Below are 20,840 nucleotides of genomic sequence, written 5' to 3'. Positions count from 1 at the left end.
GATGCGTCCAGAGCTTGATCCCTAGCTGGCCCGATCTGTCGAGTGACGAGCCAACCGTAAGATCGGTAATGAGCGTGGGATACAGGCCTGCGTCGAAGAGTGCGAAACCGGCCGCAAGCACGCATCGTCGGGTTTCCCGCCACGGCCGCTGCCTGCCGCTTCAGGTCGGGCGCGGCGGTCGTAAAGTCGGCGAACGAGGCGCCGCGCCGCATGTACCCGAAGCACTGCGTCGCGACCTCAAGCGATTGGGTCCCCACTACGCAGGACAGCACCCAGTCGGCCTCTTTCAGCCACGGTCCCGACCGTTATCGCGAAGCAGTTTTTCTCGGGCGTCAATCCGACCGCATCGTTCATATTCGCCTTGCTGGCATTCGCCGCCGGTTTCATCGTTCGGCCCTTCGGTTCCCTGGTCTTCGGGCGGCTCGGCGACATGAGCGGACGGAAGCACACGTTCCTTATCACCATTGTCCTGATGGGATTGCCGACGTTCATAGTGGGCCTGCTGCCGTCGTATGCGACGATCGGCATGGCCGCGCCAATAGCACTGATTGCGCTGCGACTGCTGCAAGGACTGGCGGTCGGCGGAGAGTATGGCGGCGCCGTCACGTATGTCGCCGAGTATTCCACGCCGTCGAATCGCGGTTTCAATACGTCGTGGATTCAGACCACCGGCACAGGCGGGCTTCTTCTTTCGCTTTTCGTCATTCTCGGCGTCCGCACCCTGACCGGCGAAGAGCAGTTCGCATCGTGGGGCTGGCGGATACCGTTCCTGTTCTCCATTGCGCTTCTGGGCGTGTCGATGTGGATTCGCCTCAAGCTCAAAGAGAGTCCGGAGTTCGAGAAGATGAAGGTCCAGGGAACCCGCTCAAAGTCGCCGTTGCGCGACACCTTCGGCAATCGTCGCAACGCCATGACGGTTCTCCTGTCGCTACTCGGTTGTACCGCGGGTTTGGGCGTGGTGGCTTACACGAGTCAGTTTTACGTTCAGTTCTTCCTGTTGCAAACCCTCAAGGTCGACGGGCGGATTGCAAACGAAGTGCTTGCGATAGCGCTTGTCCTTGGTCTGCCGTTCTACGTTTTCTTTGGATGGCTGTCGGACCGGATTGGACGCAAGCCCGTTATCCTGACGGGCTGTCTGCTGGCCGCGGTGACGTATTTTCCAATCTACAAGTCAATCGCACACTACGCGAATCCGCAGCTCGAACACGCGCACACCATGGCCCCGGTTACGGTATATGCGCCGCCTGGAGAGTGCTCACTGCAGTTCAACCCCGTTGGAACCGCATCGTTCACCCGTTCCTGCGACTCGGCCAAAGCCGCGCTCGCGCGCAACGCCGTTCCATACAGTACGGTCGCACAACCGCCAGGCACCGTGGCCTCCATCCACATAGGCGAGCAGGTGATTTCAGCAGTCGACGGCAAGGGGTTGTCGCGCTCGCAGTTCGCGGCACAGACAGCGGCGTTCGATGCGCAAGTGGCGCACGCTCTGGCGTCGAGCGGATACCCAGCGACCGCCGTGCCGGCTGACGTCAATCGGCCGATGCTGGTACTGCTCATCACCATCCTTATCGTCTATCTGACAATGGTGTACAGCCCGGCCGCAGCATGGCTGGTTGAACTCTTCCCACCGCAGATTCGCTACACCGCTACATCACTGCCATACAACATCGGCAATGGATGGTTCGGGGGCTTCCTGCCGGCGACCGCCTTCGCGATGGTCGCCGCGACAGGCGATATTTACTACGGACTGTGGTACCCGGTCGTGGTCGCGTCCTGTACGTTTGTGATTGGCCTGGTCTTTCTTCCTGAAACGCGGTTCGCGGCTGCTGCGAAAATCTCGAGCGCTCGGGCAAGCACGAACTAATCAGGGCTACTGAACCTCCTCGCCAGATCAACGCGTCACGAGGCTGAACTCATTACCCCGGCCCGGGTTGATCGGAATCGACTGCGAGAGGTAGCTGTTCGCTGGATCGCGGACATAGTCCAGGTAGTCGTTCTCATGATCGAACGCGTTCTCCGCGAGGATCAGCGCGCCGCTCTTTAAATGCGGCTCGAGCAGCTTCAACACCGGCAGATACAAGCTGAACGCACCGTCGAGCAGGACCAGATCGATTGCGCCATGCACATCGGAGAGCGTTTCGCGCGCATCGCCGACGCGGATGTCGACCAGATCGGCAAGACCCGCGGCTTCGAGGTTGGCACGCGCGCGCGCCGCTTTGCCGGGTTCCAGCTCACTGCCGATCAGATGGCCGCCGCCCATGTCGCGCAGTGCCGCCGCCAGATAGACCGTGGACACCCCCATCGACGTCCCGAACTCGACAATCCGCGTTGCCTTGCTTGCGCGTGCGCATTGGTAGAGGAATTGCCCGTATGCCGGCGTCACGTTCAGGAAGTTGTCCGCGTAGCCGTGATAGAAGCCGCGCAGGTCTCGGCGTTCTTCGGCGAAATGTTCGGCGATGGTGTCGGCAATCAGTTGCTCGGGGTGGTCGGTCTCGCTGAACTGTGCCATCAACGCGCGATCGGCTTGTTCCGCTTCTGCAAACATCTGCTGCAAGGTATGGGCGACGCGCCCGGTGCTCAATGAATCCATGGTCTCGTGTGCCCTGAAGGGTTTCGGAAATTGTCGACGGAGGATGCCGGGACAGTCCCGTTCAACCAATCCGTTAGTGCCACTGGCATGCTAAACAAGCTTGCGCTTGGCAACATGAGGGAACATAGCCAAAATATGTGGAATTCCTGCCAATCGACACGTCGCAGGCCTGCGCGCCCACCCGGTTCCCCGCCATGCCCGTTCTCAGTCAACTGTCCGATCCCGCCGAGTGGCTGAATCCCGACGACGTGCCTCGTCCGGTGGTGACGGTTGGCGCGACCGGCATCGACATGAAAGCGCTCGATGAAAAAGCGGCTGCCTTGTATCGGGACCGGAAGGAAATGGATTTTCATCATCATCGCAAGGGCGAACTGCTGCTTGCGCTGCGCGGTGTGCTGACCTGCGAGGTGGAGGGCGGCTTATGGATCGTTCCGCCACAGAGCGCGATCTGGGTGCCGGGCGGCGTCGTGCACAAGTTCGTCGCCACCGGCACGCTCGAGTGCTATGTCGCCTTCATTGACCCGAGTGTCGAGTCGAACCTGCCGTCGACGTGCTGCGCCCTTTCGACGACGCCGCTGCTGCGCGAACTGCTGATCCGCTCTGCCAGCCTGCCGATGCTGTATGCGGATGGTGGCATCGAATCGCATCTGGTCACGCTGCTGCTGGATGAAATTGCGGCGGCGCCGATCGGCAACCTTCATCTGCCGATGCCCACGGATGCGCGGCTGCGCAAGATCGTCGAAATGATTGCGGCCAGTCCCGCCGATCGCGGCACGATGGAGACGTGGGCGCGCAGAGTGGGCATGAGCGAGCGTACGCTGGCGCGTGTGCTCGCCAGTCAAACGGGCATGAGCTTCGGCCGCTGGCGCCAGCAGCTTCATCTCATGCTGGCGGTGAGATGGCTAGGCGCCGGTGCATCGGTACAACAGGTTGCCGACGACCTTGGCTATGAGAGCGCAAGCAGCTTCGTGTCGATGTTCCGCAAAAACCTCGGCTCGCCGCCCGCACGCTACATGTCGGAGCGGGCATGATGGAGGGGCGTTTCGATCAGGCGTGGGTAAAGGGCGCAAGAGGGCCTATGAACCATGACCTTATTATTTAAATAACGGAGAGCGATCGTGCCATATCTTTATCATATTTCGAAAGTGGAAAATCTCGAATTGATCAAGGAAAACGGTCTGGTCCCGAAAATACTGCGCAAGACAACCGGGGCGGATGGCGTGACGAAGGAAACCAGGCGGAACAAGGAGTCGAAAGACATCTGGACCGCCTTTAAGGCACACTTGAAGTATTTCGTAAACGAGGGCTATCCATTTCAAGACCTTCTTGAATTCCAGACAGACTCTCATTTTATCGATTCGTTACACTGGAGACAGAATCATGGGATGGTGCTGGAGATCGAATTTCAATTTGGTATAGATCAGATGCGTTTTGGATCGACAAGTTTAGCCAGTACCGATGCATCTGTATTCAGGACAGAATGTTTGGCGCATTTTGGCAATGCACTGAAGGGAAATCCTATCGAGCAAACAAAAGTCGACAAGATCAAGGCCCATAATGTCGTGAGCCAGGAGTTAAAGAAAATTGAAAAATTAAATCAGAGCGACACCTCGAAATACCAGAATCATTTTTTATTTAAATTGGCAGTAAAAATCAGACAGACTATCGAAGATTCCGAAGAACAAATAACGAGCGAACGCGTTTATTTTCTTACTGAAAAAGGCGTTAAAGAGCATTTCGAGAAATATGTCAAACTCCTGCGCACAACAATAGATAGAGTATTTCTCCTTCGCGTCAAGTTTGAGGATGTCCCGAAACCTAAGCTTGATCACGCGCAAGAGGATGCGGCAACGACCAAGACCCCGATTCAAGCCGACAAATTATATTTTAGATACCCCGTTTTATCGTACCAACAGGTCAAAGAACCGGACATATACAAGGATGACGCTGCCGGATGGGTACCACTCACAGAGGCTGCGATATCCGTTGCGTCATCGAGCGCCTCCAGTGAGATAGCCGCTGCGTCATCAAGCGCCCCCAGCCACACACACGTTGCGTCATCCAGTACCCCTTACAACGAGGGACACCTCTGAGGGTGAGCGGCGTCGGCCAGGCACGCGACGAACGACCCATCCACGTCACCCTGCCGACCGCACCGCCCCAACCCCTTGCCCCAACGAAGCCGAATGCCGCAGCATGCCGATGCACACATCCACCAGATACTCGGCATCGCGCGGCAAGACGATCGAATCCTGCTCCAGCAGCCAGTCTCGCAACACGCCGTCGAGAAACGCATGCACGACACCGGATGCGCGAACCGTATCCAGGTCGGACGGCAACTGCCCTCGTCCAATCGCATTTCGCAGCGCAAGCTCAAGCTGCTTTCTGCCGTTGCGGGCAGCGTTCCGCTGTCGATCGAACACAAGGTCCGTATCGCGCGTGTGCTCGCACTTAGTGAACAGCACTTCGAACACGCGGCGGCTGTGCGGTTCCACCACGGCCTTACTTAGGCAGAACACCAGGAGCTGGCGGATCTTGCCGAGCGGATCCGACTCTCCGGCATCGACCGACGCCCCCACCAGCATCTCCATCGGCAATGTGACGCGGTTCGTCATGGCAACGAACAGTTCCCCCTTGTTGCGGAAGTGTCCATAAATCGCGCCGCGCGTGAACCCGGCCCGCACCGCGACATCCTCCAGCGAGGCACGGGCGACGCCTCGCTCGGCGAACACCCACTCGGCCGCGTCGAGAATCTGGTTGCGCGTGTCCAGCGCCTGTTGCCGTGTCCGTTTCATCGCTCGCTGCGCCGGTGGCTGGTTGACTGAAGCGCGCCGTGCCGGGCGCGCATCGATTCGCTAGGCTGGCGTGCCCTCCCCTGCAGGATTCGCACCGCCCGCGCCACCGCCGTCGTGGCCGCCCCCGCCACCAGGTGTGCCGCCATGACCGCCCTCACCGTCGCCGTCCTCATCGTGATGCGGCATCTTGTGCGATACCTCGTCGAGCTTGTCGCCAAGCAGCCGGCGTACGACCACATAGAACACCGGTATCAGCAGCAAGCCGAGGAAGGTCGCGAACAGCATGCCGCCGATCACGCCGGTGCCGATTTCGTGACGCGAAGCCGCGCCTGCACCCGACGAGATCACGAGCGGGAACACGCCGAGAATAAAAGCCATCGAGGTCATCAGAATCGGCCGCAGTCTCAGCCGTGCCGCGGTCATGACCGCGTCGCGCAGCGTCATGCCACGTTGCTGCCCTTCCACCGCGAACTCGACGATCAGGATGGCGTTTTTCGCCGCGAGGCCAATCACCGTCACGAGACCAATCTTGAAGTAGATGTCGTTCGGTACACCGAACGACAGACAGAACGCCAGCATGCCGAGCATGCCGAGCGGCACGACAAGCAGCACCGCGGCCGGAATCGACCAGCTTTCATACAACGCGGCGAGACACAGGAACACCACCACGATCGACAGCAACAGCAGCGTCACCGCCGACGAACCCGACAGCAGTTCCTGGAACGACTGTCCGGTCCAGTCGGCCGCAAAACCGGTCGGCAACTGGCGATCGACGATGTTCTGCAGCACGTCGATCGCCTGCCCGGTCGAATAACCCGGCGCGGAATTACCGACAATCTCGATTGCCGAGTAGCCGTTGTAGCGCGGCAGCACCGTCGGCCCGAAACTCCATTTGGTATTCACCACGCTGGAGAGCGGCACCATGTTGTAGGGGCTGATCGAGGTATTCGCGGGCGACGGGTCGACGGGCGTCGTGAAGCCGTTCGACGCGCTCGCACTGCTCGACGACTGGCTGGAGCTGGAGCTCGCGCTCGTGCCGCTGCTGGTAAACAGGCTCGGCGTATACAGATGCTGAAGCGCGTCGATCCCCATCCGGTACGGTGCATCCGCCTGGATATAGACGCGCTTCACGCGCCCGCCGTAGGTGAACTGGTCGATGTAAAACGGCGCGAGCTCCATCTGGAGCGTGTCGTAGACATCGGTCAGCGACAGGCCCATTGCTTCGGCCTGCGTACGGTCCACCGCGATGTCCAGTTGCGGTGCGCTCGGCAGCGAGTTGGGGCGGATCCCGAACAGCACCGGGCTCTTCGTCGCCCCCGCGAGCAACGTGCCCGTGGCCTGCGCAAGCTCACCACGCGACTGGCCCTCACGCGCCTGCAAGTACATGTCGATACCGCCGAACTGGCTGAGACCGCGAATGGTCGGCAGGTTCACCGCAAAGATCTGCGCATCGGGAATGCTATGGAGGATCTGGTTGATCTTCGGAATCATCGTCATCGCGGTGTCGTGACGCTTGTCCCAGTCCGCCAGCTTGATAAACGACATGCCGACGTTTTCGCTCGTGCCGACAAAGCTGAAACCCTCCGGCTGGAAAATCCCCACGATTTCCTTGCCGACCGGACTGTTCGCGAGCTTGTCGCGCACCTCGGCCATCACATGATCGGTGCTCTGCAGCGTCGAGCCTGGCGGAAGATTGATCAGCGCAAGCACGAAGCCCTGATCCTCGTCCGGCACGAAACTGGTCGGCAGCTTCGTATACAGGAAACCCGTCAGCACCACCACCAGCACGAATACGATCATCCAGCGCGGCGCATGAGTCACGGCCCGGCCGGCGTGGCCGAGATACTTGCTCGATGTCCACTCGAAACTACGATCGAACCAGCGGTAGAACGCGTTCTTTTTCTTCGCGTGCTCGGGCCTCAGGATCGCCGCGCACAGCGACGGGGTGAACGACATCGCGAGAAACGCGGAGAATCCCATCGACACCGCGATCGTCAGCGCGAACTGCGCATAGATGATGCCGGTCGCGCCAGGCTGCAGCGCAGACGGGATGAAGACGGCGGACAGCACCACCGTAATCGCGATGATGGCGCCGGTGATCTGGCCCATCGCCTTGCGGGTCGCCGCCCTTGGCTCGAGATGCTCCTCGGTCATGATGCGTTCGACGTTTTCGATCACGACGATCGCATCGTCCACCACGATGCCGATTGCCAGCACCATGCCGAACAGCGTCAACTGATTCAGCGTGTAATGCAGCGCCGACAGGCCGATGAAGGTTCCGAGCAGCGCAACCGGAATCACCAGCGTCGGGATGATCGTGGCCCGCAGATTCTGCAGAAAGATCAGCATTACGAAGAACACCAGCACGATCGCCTCGACAAGCGTGCGGATCACGTCGACGATCGACGCGGTAATGAACGGCGTGGTGTCGTAAGGCACGCTCCATGTCACGCCTTCCGGCAGATCCTTCGCCAGCGTCGCCATCTCGGCTTTGACCGCCTTCGCGACCGCGAGCGCATTGGCGCCCGGCAGCAGGAACACGGCCATCCCCCCCGCCGCCTTGCCGTTATAGACCGGCGCGAAACCATACGTCTGCGAGCCGAACGAAATACGCGCGACGTCCGAGAGCTTGACCGTGGTGCCGTTGTTGTTGGCGACGATAATGATGTCCTGGAACTGCTTGAGCGACGAAAAGAGGCTGTCGCCCGTCACGTTCGCCGTAAACACCTGGCCTTTCACGGCCGGATCCGCACCGAGCGAGCCGGCCGCGAACTGCGCATTCTGCGAGGTCACGGCATTCAGCACCTGGGTCGTCGACAACCCGTAGCTCTGCAGCTTGTTGGGGTCGAGCCAGATGCGCACCGCGTACTCCGAGCCCAGCAGCGTGGTATTGCCGACGCCGTTCACACGGCCGATGTTAGGCTGGATCTGCGAAGCGAGAATATCGGAGAGACGGCCGGCGTCGATCGCCGCATTGTCCGATTGCAGCGCGACGAACATCAGGATGTCCGGGCTCGCCTTCGCCACCACCACGCCTTGCTGCGTGACCTGCGAAGGCAGCAGCGGCTGGGCGAGCGTGACCTTGTTCTGCACCTGCACCTGGGCGATGTCCGGGTTGGTGCCGGTCGCGAACGTGAGGGTGATCTGCGTCTGGCCATTCGAGCTCGACGTCGAACTGAAATACAGCAGATTGTCGATGCCGGTGAGCTGCTGCTCGATCACCTGGGTCACCGTCGATTCCATCGTCTGGGCGCTCGCGCCCGGATACTGCGCGGTGACGGTCACTTCCGGCGGCGCGATGTCCGGGTACGAATCGATCCCCATGCTGTGCACCGAGATGATGCCGAACAGGCAGATCAGGATCGCGATAACCCAGGCGAAGACGGGACGGTTGATGAAAAAACTCGGCATGTGCGGTCTCCTACTGCGCCGAGGCGGCCGAAGCCGCTGACGCTGTGGAAACCGGCGCGGACGCCGGGCTCGACGCGGCCGGCGCCGTGGACGCTGCCGACCCGGCCGCTGCTGCGGACGCTCCCGAAGCTGCCGCAGGCGGCTGCCACGCGACGGTCTTCACCGCGGCCCCTTCCCGCGCCATCTGCACACCCGTCACGATGATCTGGTCGCCATCTGCCAGCCCCTGCGTCACGACCCAGTTGCTGCCGAGGCTGTCGTTCGCCACCACGTCCTTGCGCGCCACCTTGTTGTCCGCGCCGACCACGAACACATATGCGCCGACCGTGTCGCGCTGCACGCCCTGCTGCGGAATCAGAAATACATTGTTTCGTTGACCGAAATTGACGGTCAGCGTCACAAACATGCCCGGCAGAAGACGCCGCTGCGGGTTCGCAACCAGCGCACGCAGATTGACCGAGCCGGTTGCCGCGTTCACCGTCACGTCGGAGAAATCGAGCGTGCCCGCCGTGCCGTACTCCGCCCGGTTCGGCAGCGCGATCTGCACCGTGGTGCGGTTCTGCTGCGACAGATCGACCGAGCCGGCGCTCTGCGAATCCTGCAGCGTGGCCAGATCGGCGGAGCTGATCGTGAAGTTTACGTACATCGGGTCGATCTGCTGGACCGTCGTCAACAGCGTGCCGCTTCCGCCCGTGTCGGACGTGCTGCTGCCGACCACCGCACCCGCCGTCACCTGCTGTTGTCCGGCGATACCGTTGATCGGCGCGGTCACGCGCGTGTAATTGAGCGAGACCCGTGCGCTCTCGACGGTCGCCTCGTCGGCCTTGACCTTGGCCGCGGCGCTGCGTTCGGCAGCATCGGAATTGTCGACGGTCTGCTGCGAGACCGAACCGACCGGCAACAGCTTGCGGTTACGCACGGCCGTGATGTGATCGTTGACGTAAGTGGCCTGATCCTCGGCCAGCAGCGCAACGTCGCTATCGAGCTGCGCGCGGTACACGACCGGGTCGATCTCGAACAACAGTTGCCCCGCGCGAACCGGCGAGCCTTCCGTGTAATTGCGCCGCAGCAGCACGCCCGACACGCGGGCCGTGACATTCGCGCTGTAGTAAGGCGAAAGCCGGCCGGCGAATTGCCGCTCGAGCGGCACCGACTGCATATGCGCCGTCACCACCGCGACCTGCGGTGGCGGAGGCGGCGCCGCGGGTTTCGAGCAGGCGGCGAGTACGATCAGACACAGATACGACAGCGACGCGCGCTGAGGACGTGACTTCATGAGAACTCCGTTCTTGCTTGAGGCCGGCATGCGCGGTTGGGCGGTATGCCGGATCCTGTGGAACAGCGTGTGAGTCAGTCGGCTGACCGCGCCGGGACAGGTTGTGTTGCCGTTTTCGAAGCGGGCGATGAAGCGGCGGCCGGCGCCGACGCCATCTCGGCGTCATTGCCCTGCCACCCACCGCCAAGATTCTTGACGAGCGTGACGTTGCTTTCGGCGAGCAGCGCCTGCGTATCCCGCACGCTCTCTTGCGCCTGAATCAGCGTCAACCGTTGCGTCAGCACGTTCTGCTGGCTGGACGCGCCGGCATTGAACTGCGCCTGCTGGCTCGCGAACAGCCGGCTGCTGCTGTCGAGCACCCTCGCGAACGCCTCTTCCTGCGCCCGCAGATGGTTCATCGACGACAGGCTGTCCTCCACGCTCTGGAACGCCGTCAGCACGGTATTGCGGTAGGTCGCGACGTCTTCGTCGTAGGTCGCGCGCGCCTTGTGCACCGCGGCCGTACGCTCGCCGCCGTCGAAAATCGTCCCGGCGAGCGCAGGGCCGAGCGTCCAGAAGCGGCTTGGCACCGTGAACAGTTGCGCGAACGTGTTGTGCGCAAAGCCGCCCTCGGCCGAGAGCGTGAGCGTTGGAAAGTACGCGGCTTCGGCCACGCCGATGCTCGCATTGGCCCCCGCCGCCGTGCGCTCGGCGCTGACCACGTCATAGCGACGCTCGAGCAGTTGCGAAGGCAGCGCGGGCGGCACGTCGGGCGAAGGGAAGCGATAGTCGGGATCGGGTGCGATGCTGAACGATTCCGGCGGCGTGCCGGTCAGCACGGCGATGGCGTGCTCATCCTGCTCGCGTGTGGTTTCGGTGGTCTGCAGGTCGGCGATCACGGTCTGCAGGTTTTCCTGCGCGTTGAGCACGTCGTCGTTCGACGCGAAGCCTTCCTTGAGCCCGGTCTGCGTCATCACGAGGATGCGGCCGTAGATGTCCTGCTGTTCCTGCAGCGCGCGGATGTCGTAGTCGGCCTGTCTCAACTGGAAGTAGTCGGTCGCCACGCTGGCCGCGATCGAAATGCGCTCGCCGGCAAGCTGCGCATCCGACGCCTCGGCATTCGCTTTCGCTTCCTCGACTTCGCGCCGTACCTCGCCCCACAGGTCCAGCTCCCAGCTCACGGTTCCACTGGCAATCACACTGTTGGAGGCCGGCACCGAGGTCGAGCTGGTGCCGCTCCCCTCGAGCCCGGCGAGGTTGCCGCCGGAACGCGCACCGGAGAGGCCGGCCGTGACGACGGGGAACAGACTCGCCCGGCTGCTTTCCACGGTCGCGAGCGCGACCCGGTAGGCGGCTTCCGCCGAGGCGATTGACTGGTTGGCCCGCAACGCCTGTTCGACGAGACCGTTGAGCTGGTCGTCGCCGTACATGCGCCACCATGTGCTCGAGATCGCAGCCTGCGGATTCACCTCGGCGCGCTGCCAGTCGACGCCCTCCTTGAATCCCTCCGGTACCTGGAGCGCGGGCTTGCGATAGTCCGGTCCGACCATACACGCCGCAAGGGACGTGGCGACGACGAGCGCGAGCGCACCCTTCGCCGCGCGCCGCGACCGGGAATGCGTAATCTCTTCGTAAGCAGAATCCAAGGTCCGTAAATCACTTTTCAAGTGCGTTCCCCTGATTACCGGATAAACAGCCCGACAACGAGACAAGACGTACTGTAGCGAAGTAACGCAAACTTTGCTTATCTAGCGCCAGGAAAAGAAATTCCATTGCCATCGCCGCCTGGTTTGCCATCCTCGCTGCGCCAGGTTCCGGCAGGCCGGTTACTGCAGTTGCTGGTTCGACATTCATTTCGCCATCCTTATCGATGTAGAAGGAAAAATTCGCCTTCGCAGAACGCGCCCCGCTCAAGAGAGAAGAGGCGCCAGTCCATTGCAACAGCAAGACCGTGTGACGAGGTCGTATTTATATGGATGCCGGCGCGCGACATGCCGAACCGCCCTACCTCCCCCTCGTTTACCCTGAAACCGCACTTTATTGACTATTTATCGATAATTTATCGTGTTAGATTGCCTCGCCGCGTTTCATGCGATTCACATAGCCGGCGGCTTCGCACCATGCGCGTCCCGCCGGCGCGCGTCACCGCCACACAGCGACACGGGAGGAAACATGCTGGTTCTGATAGGGATACCGATCGTCGTGATCGGCTTCGCGCTGCGCTTTAACGCGCTACTGGTCGTAACCATCGCGGGCCTTGCAACCGGGCTGGCCGGCGGCCTCCACACGGTCGAGATCATTAGCGCGTTCGGCAAGGCCTTCGCCGAGAACCGCTATATGGGCCTCATCTGGCTGACGCTGCCGGTGATCGCCCTGCTCGAACGCAATGGTTTGAAGGAACAGGCGCGGCATCTGATCTCCCGCTTGCAGGCGGCCACCACTGGCCGCGTGCTGATGCTGTACTTCGTGATCCGCCAGATCACCGCGGCGCTCGGACTGACCTCGCTGGGCGGTCACGCGCAGATGGTGCGTCCGTTGATTGCGCCGATGGCGGAAGCCGCCGCCGCGAACCGCTACGGCGAGCTGCCCGATGAAGTGCGCCAGCAGATTCGCGCCAACGCCTCGGCCGTCGACAACATCGCGGTGTTCTTCGGCGAAGACATCTTCATCGCCATCCAGTCCATTTTGCTGATCAAAGGCTTTCTCGAACAGAACGGCGTGATGGTCGAACCGCTGCATATTTCCGTGTGGGCCATTCCGACCGCGGTGGCGGCACTTCTCATCCACTGCACCCGCCTGATGCTGCTCGACCGCAATCTGTCCTACCGGATGAAGGCCCATGGACGGAGCCTCGCACCATGATCAAGCTCGAGACCCTGTACATCCTCGCCGGCCTGATGTTCGCCGCCTTTGCGCTGTTCAGTCTGCAAGACCGCTCGAATCCGCGCCGCGTCGTCAACTTTCTGTTCTGGGGCATCTACGCCATCACGTTCATGTTCGGCGCCGAGTTGCCGCACTTCGTGACCGGCTGCCTCGCCATCGCACTCGCGCTGATTGCCGGTTCGGGCAAGCTCGGCAAAGGCAATCCGGATAGCGCCAGCGCCGCGGCGGCCACCCGTCGCGAGGCGAACGCACAACGCTTCGGCAACAAGCTGTTCGTTCCGGCGCTGCTGATTCCGCTCGTCACCTTGCTCGGCACCTTCACGCTTAAATATGTGCCGTTCGTCGATCCGAAGAGCGTAACGCTGATTGCACTCGTGCTCGGCACGCTGGTCGCCTTCGGCACGGCGCTCGCGATGCTGCGCGATTCGCCGGTCCATGCGCTCAAGGATGCACGGCATACGATGGACACCGTCGGCTGGGCCGCGATTCTGCCGCAGATGCTCGCGGCGCTCGGCGCACTGTTCGCGGTGGCGGGCGTCGGCCACGTCGTGTCCGAACTCGTCAAAGCGTGGATTCCGCTCGATTCGGCTTTCGCCGTAGTGGCCGCCTACACCTTCGGCATGGCCATCTTCACCATGATCATGGGCAACGCGTTCGCCGCGTTTCCGGTGATGACCGCGGGCATCGGCCTGCCGCTGATCGTTCATCAGTTCCACGGCAATCCGGCGATCCTCGGCGCAATCGGCATGTTGTGCGGCTTCTGCGGTACGCTGATGACGCCGATGGCGGCCAACTTCAACATCGTGCCCGCCGCCCTGCTCGAACTGAAAGACCAGAATGGCGTGATCAAGGCACAATGGCCGACCGCGTTGCTGCTGTTGATCGTCAACACCGTCCTGATGTATCTCTTCGTATTCCGCTTTTGACCTGCTCCCGACGAGGCCGCCGATGACCGCTCAACTCACTTCCGCTATCGCATCGAAATTCGCCAGCCTGGCATTGGATCACCTCACACGCGAGTATCCGAACAAGCTGACTCACTCGCTGGACGGTCCGCAAGACGTGCTGGGACCGCGTGCGCTGCATCCGATTTTTTACGGCAGCTACGACTGGCATTCGTGCGTGCATGGCTACTGGCTGATCCTCCATCTGCTCGAACGCTTTCCCGATCTGCCCGAGGCCGCGCGCATCGTCGCCGTGGTCGACCAGCACTTCACCGAGGCCAACGTGGCCGGCGAGCGCGCCTATCTCGACCTGCCGCACAATCGCGGCTTCGAGCGGCCGTACGGCTGGGCCTGGCTGCTGGCGCTCTCGGCGCAAATCGATGCGCTGACACTACCGCAAGCGGCTCGCTGGAGCAAAACCTTCGCACCGCTAACAGATGCGTTCGTCGAGCGCTTCGAGGAGTTCCTGCCGAAGGCCACCTATCCGCTGCGCGTGGGCACGCATTTCAACATGGCGTTCGCGCTCGCCCTGACGCTAGATTTCGCGCGGCAGACAGCGCGCGAATCGCTGGCGGCGCTGGTCGTAGAGACATCGCAGCGCTGGTTTCTGAATGACGTGGCCTGTCAGGCGTGGGAGCCGGCGGGCGATGAATTCCTTTCGCCCTCGCTCATGGAAGCCGAACTGATGCGCCGCGTGTTGCCGGCCGGGCAGTTCGTCGACTGGTTCGGCGCGTTCCTGCCGCAGCTCGCCGCGCGCCAGCCGGCCACGCTGTTCGTCCCGGTGACGGTGGCCGATCGCAGCGACGGCAAGATCGCCCACCTCGACGGCCTGAATCTGAGCCGCGCTTGGTGTCAACGTTCGCTCGCCCGCGCGCTGCCGGCCGACGACGCGCGCCAAGCACTGCTCAACGAAGCCGCCGAAGTCCATCTCGACAGCGCGCTTGCGCATGTGGCCGGGGACTACATGGGCGAACATTGGCTCGCCACTTTCGCGACGCTCGCGCTCGAAGCGTGAGTGCTGAATGCATTTGATGCGATGAAACGAAAACGCCGCTGCGAGCGTGCGGAGGCGTTTCAGCGGCAACGCGTCTGAAGCGCCGCTATGCATGACGACGCGCGGCTCACGTCAGAAGTATCGATCAATCACTGTTTCGGTAAACGGAGGACACAATTACGCTGGAACTTGATGCGGCTAGTTCTTTCTTAAGCATATCGAGGGAGAACATCATGCTTCGCCTGATTGCGGCGCTCGGGGTGGCGGCGGCTCTGGCCGGTTGTGCGGTCGCGCCGGGTTATGGCTATCCATACTACGATCAACCGTACTATCCGGACTACGGTTATGGATATGGCTACGGCTATGCGCCGGCCTATGGCTCGGTCACCGTCTGGGGCGGCGGTGGCGGCGGTTGCTGCTACTACCCGCACGGCGGCGGCTATTGGCACGGCGGCCATGGATGGCATGGCAACGGCGGCTGGCACGGCGGTGGCGGACACGGCGGTCATAGCGGCGGTGGCGGTGGCGGCGGCACGTTCCAGGGCGGCGGCAGCAGTGGCGGCGGACACGGGCACTAGCAGGCAAGCTGAGCAGTTCGCTACGCTGCGTCGCTAACCACACACGTTTTGCATTTCCTTGACAGTGTTGTCACGGCACTCGGGCTAAGATAGCGGACCGTTCATCAACCAGGTCAGTCCGACCGAGGAAGCCCCCATGAAGAAAATTTTGCTTGCGCTCACGCTCGCCGCTGTCACCGTTGGCGTCATCACCCCGGCCTACGCCGACGATCATCACCATCCGGTTTGCCACAAGGTGAAGGTCCATCATCATTGGGAAAAGCGCTGCCATTAAGGCACACGCTCAGGCACACCCGTCCCGCGGTGTGCCGGCGGGCTCGGCTGCAGCATAGCCTGCGGCGAGCCAATACCTCGCTCACCCCCCGTCAGCGAATAAAAAAATGGCCGCAGATTGCTCTGCGGCCATTTCCATCTGCGCGGCTTCACTCCACCACGTTCTCATCAGTGCGCCCAGTCTGGCGCGGCCCCGTTTGAACATCCCCGTACTTATGATTAGCAACACTTAGTTACGTTTGGTTACAGTCTAACCCTTCCGCAGCAGCTTGCCATCATGGTTTTCCTTAATAACGGCGCGCTGCGTTGCTGCCGGCCACCGCGCGCCTGCAACGGCCATCAGGGTCTATACCCCCGCAATTCAGACAGCTTGTCATCCGACGAATTTGACCTAGAGTATTAATTAGACAAAACAAAAGATGGCGCAAATCCACGTATAACTACCACGGGGGGCGGACATGCTTACGCTGATCGATCAGGACATCGCGCACATCACGCGCGTGATGAAGCCGTCGTTGTGCGGGGATTTCGGCGGTCCCATCCTGCCTGCGGAGTACTGGCGCAAACGCCTGTACGACCTGCTCGAAACCCATCACGTCACCAAAACCCAGCTCTGCTCAATCGACGATTTGCTGCTGCAACTCGACGAACTGGACACCGCTATTCTCCACGGCAAGACGGTCGCCGAAACCTGAGACGCTTCACCCACGCACCGCTCATCGCGGCAGCGTTCAAGCCGGTCGGGCGCCGCTTTTCAATGCGGCGTCATGGGTCGCGGCGGATCGGCATCCAAACCTCTTCTGGGTGGTTGCGATGCAGCATCCTCGTCGATGCGCAGCAGCCGTCCCGCGTTCGCGATCACGATGAACGTGCCGACGTTGTGCAGGATCGCCACCCACACGGCCCCCAGCAAACCGAGCGCGGCCAGCGCGATGATCTCGACGGTCCACAACAGGCCGATCGCCGCGTTGATGGTCGCGGTACGGCGGCAGCGTCGGCCGAGGCGGATGCAGGTCGGAATGCGCCGCAGGTCGTCGCCGAGCAGCACGATATCCGCGGACGCCACCGCAATGTCGATGCCCCGTTCACCCATCGCGATACTGGTCGCGCCCGCCTTGATGGCCAGCACATCGTTCAGGCCGTCGCCGACCACCAGCGGATGATGTCCGGCTTCGAGTTCGTGCATCACGTAGTCGAGCTTGTCGTGCGGCAGCGCCTGGGAGACGACCGTATCGATGCCGACTTCGGCGGCCACTTTTTGCGCTACCGCGTCGCGATCGCCTGTCAGCAGGGTCTGCCGCACGAGACCGAGCTCGCGCAGTTCGGCAAGCGCACCGGCTGCTTCGGCACGCAAGGCGTCCGCAAAACCGAACCACGCCAGCAGTTGACCGTTGAGCGCGAGGCCCACGCAAGGACCGTCGATCGAGGCCGGCGCGGCTTGCAACGCGGCGACGTGCTCGCGCAACAACTCGGCGCGCCCGAGTACCGCGGTGCCTTCCGGCGTTTCCGCGACGACCCCAAGACCGCGCAGTTCGCGCGTGCGTTCGAACGGGGCTGCCTCCTCTCCCGCGGCTGCCGCAGCGTGGCGCGTCAGCGCCCGGCTCACCGGATGCACACTGCCCGCCCCCAGCCGCGCCGCCAGTGCAACGGCTTCGGCTTGCGCTACGCCCGGTTGCGTGAACACGTCGGCGACGCGCAGTTCGCCGTGCGTGAGCGTGCCGGTCTTGTCGATCACGAGCGAGTCGATCTCGGCAATCCGGTCGAGGAACGCCGCGTTTCTAAACAGCACACCGTGGCGCGCGCCGACCGCAATCCCGGCAATCGCCGTGGAAGGCGCGGCGAGCACCAGCGCGCACGGACACGCGGCGACGATCACGGCCAGCATCGCCGATGAGTTCGCCGACGCGAACCACACAATCGCCGCAATCAGCAGCACCAGCGCCAGATAAGCGCCCATGTAGCGTTCGAGCACCTGGGTGATCGGCGGCTTGACCTGCTCGGCGCGCTGCAGCAACTCGATGATCTTGCCGAGCGTCGACTGCTCGCCCGCATGCGTGACCTCAATGCGCAGCGGGCCGTCGAGATTCATCGCACCGCCGAACACGGCGATGCCCTCAGCGACGTCGAGCGGCAACGACTCGCCGGTGATCGGTCCGTTGTCGACGCTGGAGCGGCCGCGACGCACCACGCCATCCGCGGGAATGCGCGAACCGGGCGCCACCTCGACCGTGTCGCCGGCGCGAATTGACTCATATGGCACGTCCTCGAGCGTGCCGTCGGCCTTCACGCGCCGCACGTTGCCCGAGGTCAGCCGGCCGAGCGCGCGAATCGCCTCCTGCGAGCCGAGCACGCTGCGCTCTTCGAGCGCATGTCCGAAGGTCATCACGATGGGCAGCAACGCCGCCGTCGTCATGTCGCCGATCGCCCACGCCGCCAGCATCGCGAGCGCAATCAGGCGGTCGGTCACGCCATGCAGGCTGGGCGACTTCAGGCTGTGCCACGCGCCGGCGAAGACCGGCCCCGCCACCAGTAGCGACGCGAGTCCGGCGAGCACTTCGGCAAGTTGCGCGCCGCCTGGCGCGAAATAGCGCCATGCGAGCGACAACGCCAGCAGGCCGCCCGCCAGCAAGGCGAGCGCAATCTGCCGCGTGACGATGCGCCGTTCCGTGGCGGACAGCGCGATGGTCGGTCCGTCGTCGTGTGAATGGTGGGTGTCCGATCCGGCGCCGTGGTCGTGCTCATGTTCATGTCCGGCGTCATGCGCATCATGAGCGCCATGAGCCCCATGCGCTGCGGCATGGGCCGGATCGACCGCGCCACCGGGCTCTGCCCGCTCAACCGGTTCGATGTGCGTGCTCATTGGATTTTCCCAGGCAGCACCAAGCTCGATGCGTCGTGCGGATCGATCGTCGTCACGCGCCCCGCCTTCGAGAGGATCTGCTGGATCCGGTCGCGATAGGCACGCGCGAGCAGACCGGGATCGCTATTCGCGTCGAGCGGCGTTTCGAGTTGCAAGATCGTGGTGGTTTCGGCCTGCGCGGTCGCGACGCGCTCGGTGGCGCTTGCCTGGGCGCTTTGCAGGATCTGGTCGGCGGACTGCTGCGCGCCCTGGCGGATGTTCTCGGCCTCGGTCCGCGCGTCGGCGATATTGCGGTCGGCGGTTTGCAGCGACGTCAGCACCGAGTTGAACGCATCGACGGCCGCCGCCGGGAACTGCGCCTGCACGTCCATGCGCGCGACGTCGATCCCGAGGCCCGCGTGCGCTGCCGCCAGCGCATTCAGATGACGTTGCACCGCCTGCGCCATCTCGCCGCGCAACTGCTCGCGCTTGACGGCCATCTGCTGATCGGTCGACAGCAGTTCGGGACGCGCCACCAGAATCGAATCGAGATCGCGCGACGCGGTCACCTCGACCACCGCCGCTGCCACCACACGCTGCAGCGCCGAGTCGAGACGCTCCTTCTGCAGTACATACGAATACGGATCGACCACCCGGTAGTACAGCGTCGCGCTCAACTGCACGACGCCGTTGTCGCCGGTCAGCGTGTAGCCGGAACCGGCCAGTGCGTCGGACAGCGTCGGGCCGGCGTTCCCGGGCGTCGAGCCGTCGGACTGGAAACCCCATGAACTCACATCGCCCAAGGGCAACTGCTGAGTCTGGCTGGATTCGGTGGTGGCGGCCGGATCGGCGGCACGCGCGCGCGGATCTCGGTCGAGCGAGCTGATGCGCTCCTCCAGCACGCGTGCGCTGCCGGGAATCAGCAGCACCGTTTCGAACGGCTGCGGCCACGCCACCAGCAAGCCAGCATCCTGGGTGCGCACGAACGCGCCGAAGCGCATCACCACGGCCCGGCTGTCCGCCGGGATGCGGCGGATGTTCGAGGTAGCCCACACGCCCGCCGCCAGCAGCGCGATCGCCACCACGAACCAGAACGCGAGGCGCACAGCCTGCGCGCCGGGTCCGAGCGAGGGCGTTGGCGTTTCCACGGCCGTGCTCATGGGATGTGCCTGGCCTTTTTCGCCGCCGTCGGCTGCGTTGCGCCTGCGGCCTGAGTCTGGGTCTGACTCTGCGCTGGCGCCTGCGTCACGCCGAGTCCCGCAGGCCCTTGCACCAGCACGTTGAACGGCGCCGCATCCGTGCGCAGGATCAGGTTGGTATTGGTGTTGACCACCGTGTTCAGCGTGTCGAGCGAACGCAGCATCGTGTAGAGATGCGGATTGCCCGCGTAGCTCTTGCCGTAGATCGCCGCGGCATCCTGGCGCGATTGCGCTTCGATCTGCGCAGCCTTGACGTTGGCATCGGCCACCGCGATGCGCGCGTCGCGATCCGCGTCCGAGCGGATCTGCGCGGCTTGCCGCTTGCCGTCCGCGGTGCGTTGCGCGGCCACCGTCTCGCGCTCGGCGCGCATCCGTTCGACCGTGGCCGAGAGCGTCACCGCCGGCAGCGTCAGATGTTCGATGCCCACCTGCACGACATGCACGCCATACGCCTGATAAAGCTGCGAGTCCACCTGGCGGCGCAGTTCGTCCTCGAACGCGCCGATGCGCACCTGGCTCGGGTCCGTGTTCACCAGCGAGGCCAGATCGAAGTCGGCGGAAGTGGTCTGCAACGCCGAGCCGAGCAGCGAGCGAATCTGCCGCGCCGCTTCGTCCGGCTCGTTGCGCACCGCGCGCACGAAACGTCCGACGTCGTTGGCATTGGCCGGCACGCGCCAGGCCACGTAGGCCTGCACGATGATGCGCAGGCCGTCGCGCGTGCCGACGTCCTGCAGACCGCTGGACGTCGTATGCAGACGCAGGTCCACCGGCACGGCCGCCTCGATCGGCGCCGGCAGCCGCCACGCGAGGCCCGGCTCGAGCAGTACCCGTACCGGTTCGCCGAAGCGCGTCACCACCGTCGCCTGGCCGGCCTGCACCTGGATAAAGCTCGCCACCGCGAACGCGATCGCGACGCACAGCGCCGCCAGCGCTACCCGCCAGTAGAAACCAGGGCCGCCTGCTGCCGCGCCGCCGTGGTGGTGGTGATGCGCGTGACCCTGCCCATGAGCGTGTGCGTGCGAATGATTCAAACTCACCCTATCCCCCGAAGCCGTCTGTCCAATGCCGTACCGCGTGTG

General features: G+C 63.1%; 17 protein-coding genes and 1 pseudogene. 9 read left to right on the top strand and 9 right to left on the bottom strand.

Going from position 1 to position 20,840, the window contains the following annotated elements:
• Nucleotides 1-283: 283 nt before the first annotated feature.
• Nucleotides 284-1,864: pseudogene (locus BUS12_RS06800) on the top strand (MFS transporter); the annotation flags it as partial.
• Between the two features lie 27 nt (nt 1,865-1,891).
• Here the strand turns inward: BUS12_RS06800 and BUS12_RS06795 are convergent.
• Entirely contained in the window at nt 1,892-2,590 is a 699-nt protein-coding gene (locus tag BUS12_RS06795) for an O-methyltransferase (protein ID WP_074294906.1), read from the bottom strand.
• Between the two features lie 194 nt (nt 2,591-2,784).
• Here BUS12_RS06795 and BUS12_RS06790 point away from each other — a divergent pair, with 194 nt between their 5' ends.
• Nucleotides 2,785-3,621: an AraC family transcriptional regulator gene (locus BUS12_RS06790; protein WP_074297198.1), complete on the top strand. Its 837-nt coding sequence runs from the start codon at nt 2,785-2,787 to the stop codon at nt 3,619-3,621.
• An 87-nt stretch (nt 3,622-3,708) separates the two neighbouring features.
• A complete protein-coding gene (locus tag BUS12_RS06785) occupies nt 3,709-4,683 on the top strand; it encodes a hypothetical protein (protein WP_143788274.1) in 975 nt (324 codons plus the stop codon).
• A gap of 45 nt (nt 4,684-4,728) precedes the next feature.
• Here the strand turns inward: BUS12_RS06785 and BUS12_RS06780 are convergent, their stop codons facing one another.
• The 5 genes from BUS12_RS06780 to BUS12_RS38050 all read right to left on the bottom strand — a co-directional run bounded on the left by BUS12_RS06780 (nt 4,729) and on the right by BUS12_RS38050 (nt 11,905).
• Nucleotides 4,729-5,385, bottom strand: coding sequence for a TetR family transcriptional regulator (locus BUS12_RS06780; protein ID WP_074294902.1), 657 nt, complete (start codon nt 5,383-5,385; stop codon nt 4,729-4,731).
• Nucleotides 5,386-5,445: 60 nt separating this feature from the next.
• Complete coding sequence (locus BUS12_RS06775; RefSeq protein ID WP_083640278.1) at nt 5,446-8,796, bottom strand: efflux RND transporter permease subunit; 3,351 nt, start codon at nt 8,794-8,796, stop codon at nt 5,446-5,448.
• A 10-nt stretch (nt 8,797-8,806) separates the two neighbouring features.
• On the bottom strand, nt 8,807-10,072 hold the full coding sequence (locus tag BUS12_RS06770) for an efflux RND transporter periplasmic adaptor subunit (protein ID WP_074294900.1): 1,266 nt from the start codon (nt 10,070-10,072) through the stop codon (nt 8,807-8,809).
• A 74-nt stretch (nt 10,073-10,146) separates the two neighbouring features.
• Nucleotides 10,147-11,697 carry an efflux transporter outer membrane subunit gene (locus BUS12_RS06765; protein ID WP_253190024.1) on the bottom strand — a complete coding sequence of 517 codons (1,551 nt, stop codon included), beginning with the start codon at nt 11,695-11,697 and terminating at the stop codon, nt 10,147-10,149.
• Between the two features lie 10 nt (nt 11,698-11,707).
• Nucleotides 11,708-11,905: a hypothetical protein gene (locus BUS12_RS38050; RefSeq protein WP_143788273.1), complete on the bottom strand. Its 198-nt coding sequence runs from the start codon at nt 11,903-11,905 to the stop codon at nt 11,708-11,710.
• 318 nt (nt 11,906-12,223) lie between these two features.
• On the opposite strand from BUS12_RS38050, the gene BUS12_RS06760 reads away from it, so the two are divergent.
• From BUS12_RS06760 to BUS12_RS06740, 6 genes are all read left to right on the top strand, one after another.
• On the top strand, nt 12,224-12,913 hold the full coding sequence (locus tag BUS12_RS06760; protein WP_074294895.1) for a DUF969 domain-containing protein: 690 nt from the start codon (nt 12,224-12,226) through the stop codon (nt 12,911-12,913).
• Nucleotides 12,910-13,860, top strand: coding sequence for a DUF979 domain-containing protein (locus BUS12_RS06755; RefSeq protein WP_074294894.1), 951 nt, complete (start codon nt 12,910-12,912; stop codon nt 13,858-13,860). The genes BUS12_RS06760 and BUS12_RS06755 overlap by 4 nt, the downstream gene beginning before the upstream one ends.
• A gap of 22 nt (nt 13,861-13,882) precedes the next feature.
• Nucleotides 13,883-14,893, top strand: coding sequence for a DUF2891 domain-containing protein (locus BUS12_RS06750; protein WP_074294892.1), 1,011 nt, complete (start codon nt 13,883-13,885; stop codon nt 14,891-14,893).
• Nucleotides 14,894-15,105: 212 nt separating this feature from the next.
• Nucleotides 15,106-15,450, top strand: coding sequence for a hypothetical protein (locus tag BUS12_RS38725; protein WP_074294890.1), 345 nt, complete (start codon nt 15,106-15,108; stop codon nt 15,448-15,450).
• Nucleotides 15,451-15,586: 136 nt separating this feature from the next.
• Nucleotides 15,587-15,724, top strand: a complete 138-nt coding sequence (locus BUS12_RS38720) for a hypothetical protein (protein ID WP_171991607.1) — start codon at nt 15,587-15,589, stop codon at nt 15,722-15,724.
• A 457-nt stretch (nt 15,725-16,181) separates the two neighbouring features.
• The gene (locus BUS12_RS06740; protein WP_074294887.1) at nt 16,182-16,418 is read left to right on the top strand and encodes a hypothetical protein; all 237 of its coding nucleotides are present in this window, start codon (nt 16,182-16,184) and stop codon (nt 16,416-16,418) included.
• Nucleotides 16,419-16,477: 59 nt separating this feature from the next.
• On the opposite strand, the gene BUS12_RS06735 is transcribed toward BUS12_RS06740, so the two are convergent.
• Genes BUS12_RS06735 through hflC form a run of 3 tightly spaced genes read right to left on the bottom strand, consistent with a single transcriptional unit; the run spans nt 16,478 to nt 20,798 of the window.
• Nucleotides 16,478-18,583, bottom strand: a complete 2,106-nt coding sequence (locus BUS12_RS06735; RefSeq protein WP_083640277.1) for a heavy metal translocating P-type ATPase — start codon at nt 18,581-18,583, stop codon at nt 16,478-16,480.
• Complete coding sequence (locus BUS12_RS06730; protein ID WP_074294885.1) at nt 18,580-19,722, bottom strand: SPFH domain-containing protein; 1,143 nt, start codon at nt 19,720-19,722, stop codon at nt 18,580-18,582. Before BUS12_RS06730 ends, BUS12_RS06735 begins: the two co-directional genes overlap by 4 nt.
• On the bottom strand, nt 19,719-20,798 hold the full coding sequence (gene hflC / locus BUS12_RS06725) for a protease modulator HflC (protein WP_253190023.1): 1,080 nt from the start codon (nt 20,796-20,798) through the stop codon (nt 19,719-19,721). Before hflC ends, BUS12_RS06730 begins: the two co-directional genes overlap by 4 nt.
• Between the last annotated feature and the right edge of the window lie 42 nt (nt 20,799-20,840).

It is taken from the genome of Paraburkholderia phenazinium, assembly GCF_900142845.1.
In the GTDB taxonomy this organism is placed as follows: domain Bacteria; phylum Pseudomonadota; class Gammaproteobacteria; order Burkholderiales; family Burkholderiaceae; genus Paraburkholderia; species Paraburkholderia phenazinium_A.
The sequence above is the reverse complement of the archived record's forward strand: the minus strand, read 5'-3'. Positions and strand labels throughout refer to the sequence as shown.